The organism is Methanotorris formicicus Mc-S-70 (assembly GCF_000243455.1).
GTDB classification, from domain to species: Archaea; AGJL01; Methanococci; order Methanococcales; family Methanococcaceae; genus Methanotorris; species Methanotorris formicicus.
Map to the genome: position 1 here is coordinate 1 of NZ_AGJL01000094.1, position 2427 is coordinate 2427.

A 2427-nucleotide genomic window follows, 5' to 3' on the forward strand; every position below is an offset into this window, starting at 1 on the left:
TTGAATTCAACTGGACTCCAACACATATAAAGAACTACACAATAGTAGCAACAATAGACCCAACAGTTGATGAAAATACATCAAACAACAAATTAGTTAAAATAGTTACAATAACAGAAAGACCTATAGCATTAAACTTAATTTCTTCAACAAACCTAACAAAGACAGATGAAACATTTACAGTCGATATCAAATTAGATAATATAGCCGATAAAAGACCTGCTAAAGGTATCGATGGAATATTGCTATACAACCCAGATGTTTTAAACTGCACAAACTTTGAGTTTTTAGTTAATGCATCTGAAGAATTGAAAAATGTAACTTTCGAGAAAGGAAAGGTAACATTCAGTATAATGGACGGAAACATAACTAAACCAACAACAATAGCAAGAGCTACATTTAAAGCAATTGATATAGGAAAATCTGAGATTATGTTATCAGATGTTAAAGTTTCAGATGCAAATGGATACAAGTTCAACAGTGTGGTTGTAAATTCAGCAGTTACTAAAGTTGAAGGTCCGAACATCAACGTCCAAGTAACTGTTAATGATCCAGCAATCTACAGAATAAACAACTCAATAACTGTAACAGTAACAAACAATGGACATAAAGACATAACAATACCATTTGATGTTAGAGCATATATTAACTCAGAAGAACTTGGAAATGCAACAATAGGTTCATTAAAATCTGGAGAATCAAAAACTGTAACATTCAACTGGACCCCAACTGAATTAAGAAAATACACAATAGTTATAATTGCAGACAGTTCAAACAGCATCAAAGAAGAAGATGAAGATGACAACAAGGTTGTTAAAACTGTAAAAGTTGTAGAGATTCCAGTATTCATAAAGATGTATAAAGCATTAGAAAATGGGAATAGTATAACGGCAAAGATTGAAGTTGGTAACATTAATGAGAAAAGACCTGTTGGGGGATATGACTTAAAGATATTGCTCAAGAACTTAACAGTCGTGGATGTTAAAGCAGTAGGAATAAGCAACTGGAGTGTATCAAACAACACATTATTTGTAAGCGGATACAATATCTCGGAAATAGGTAATTTTGAAGTAGGAGAAATTACATTTAACATAACCAACAGCACATACTCGGCAATAGCAACAGACGTAAAATTATCAGATACAGGAGGACATAAATTCTTAAAGGTTTGTATACAAAATGGAATTATCAATTTAGGAGATATTAAAAAGATTATTAAAATAGATAATGAAACTGAAAAATCAATAAAAGATGTTAATTTAATTATTGGGGATGAATTCAACATAACAAAATTAACGCTTGATACAGAAGATGACATTACAATTCCAATTGTTGGAAAAAATATAACCATTAATAAAACTGTAATTGATACATTAAGAGAAGTAAAAGAGAAAGCAAAAAAGATAAATATCCCAAAAAGCAAAGATGACGTTGATAAAGCAATTAAAGAACTCAACGAAAGTGTTAAACCACTTCTCTTAGTAGGCTTTAATATTACGAAGAAAGAAGTAGAAAAAGAAATAAACAATACCAAAGTTATTTCAAAAGTAAAATTAAAAGTAGAAAATACATCAAACAAAGGATTTGCAATAATTGCTATTCCTATCGGTGATTTTGAAGTTAAAAATGTAACAATAAACAATGGAACAACAAATGTCACATTAAAAGAAAACGACTTTACAAATCCAATGGGTTGGTATGAAGTTAAAAATAAGATTCTAAAGATTACAGTAATCAAAGACCCAGAGATAAGTGTTGTATTAGCAACAACACTACCTACTACTACAGAGACCAATAAAATAACTTCAACAAGAGTAGTCTACACCAATATTGCTGAAGACATCAAATCTCCAGTAATTAAAAGAATCGTATACAACTCAAAACTAATCATCGGTTCAGATGTAGATGGTAACTTATCAGCGAAATACTTAAAAGATACATTCGAAAAAATAGGTAAAGAACTCACTATAACCGATGATTGTATCTTAGTTGGAGGACCAGTAGCAAACCCATTGGTCAAAAAATACATGGACAAATTCCCAGTCGAGATTAACAACACCTATCCAGGTAGAAACAAAGGGGTCATTCAAGCAATAACTCTAAAAGTCAAAATCAGAGAAAACATCTACAGAGATGTAACAGTAATCCTCTTAGCAGGTTCAGACAGATGGGGAACTAAGGCAGCAGTAGAATACTTCAAAACCTTAGATGATATACCAGATGAACCAATATTTGTAGAGTGGAGAGATGGAAAAGCGGTGAAGATTGAGAAACCTTAATTACTTCAAAATAAATAAAAACTCTTTTTTATATTTTTTATGAAAATGACCTAATTCTTTTATTGAATCAAATTTTTTTAGGCATGTTTTATATATTTCATTAGTTAACATTGTGAATATTTTAACTGATAGTGTGATTTAACACTAT

1 protein-coding gene is annotated in these 2427 nt (G+C 30.6%); it reads left to right on the forward strand.

Going from position 1 to position 2427, the window contains the following annotated elements; genetic code table 11:
• A partial coding sequence (locus tag METFODRAFT_RS09445; RefSeq protein ID WP_007045396.1) for a CARDB domain-containing protein occupies positions 1-2279 on the forward strand: 2279 nt, incomplete at its 5' end.
• Positions 2280-2427 lie beyond the last annotated feature (148 nt).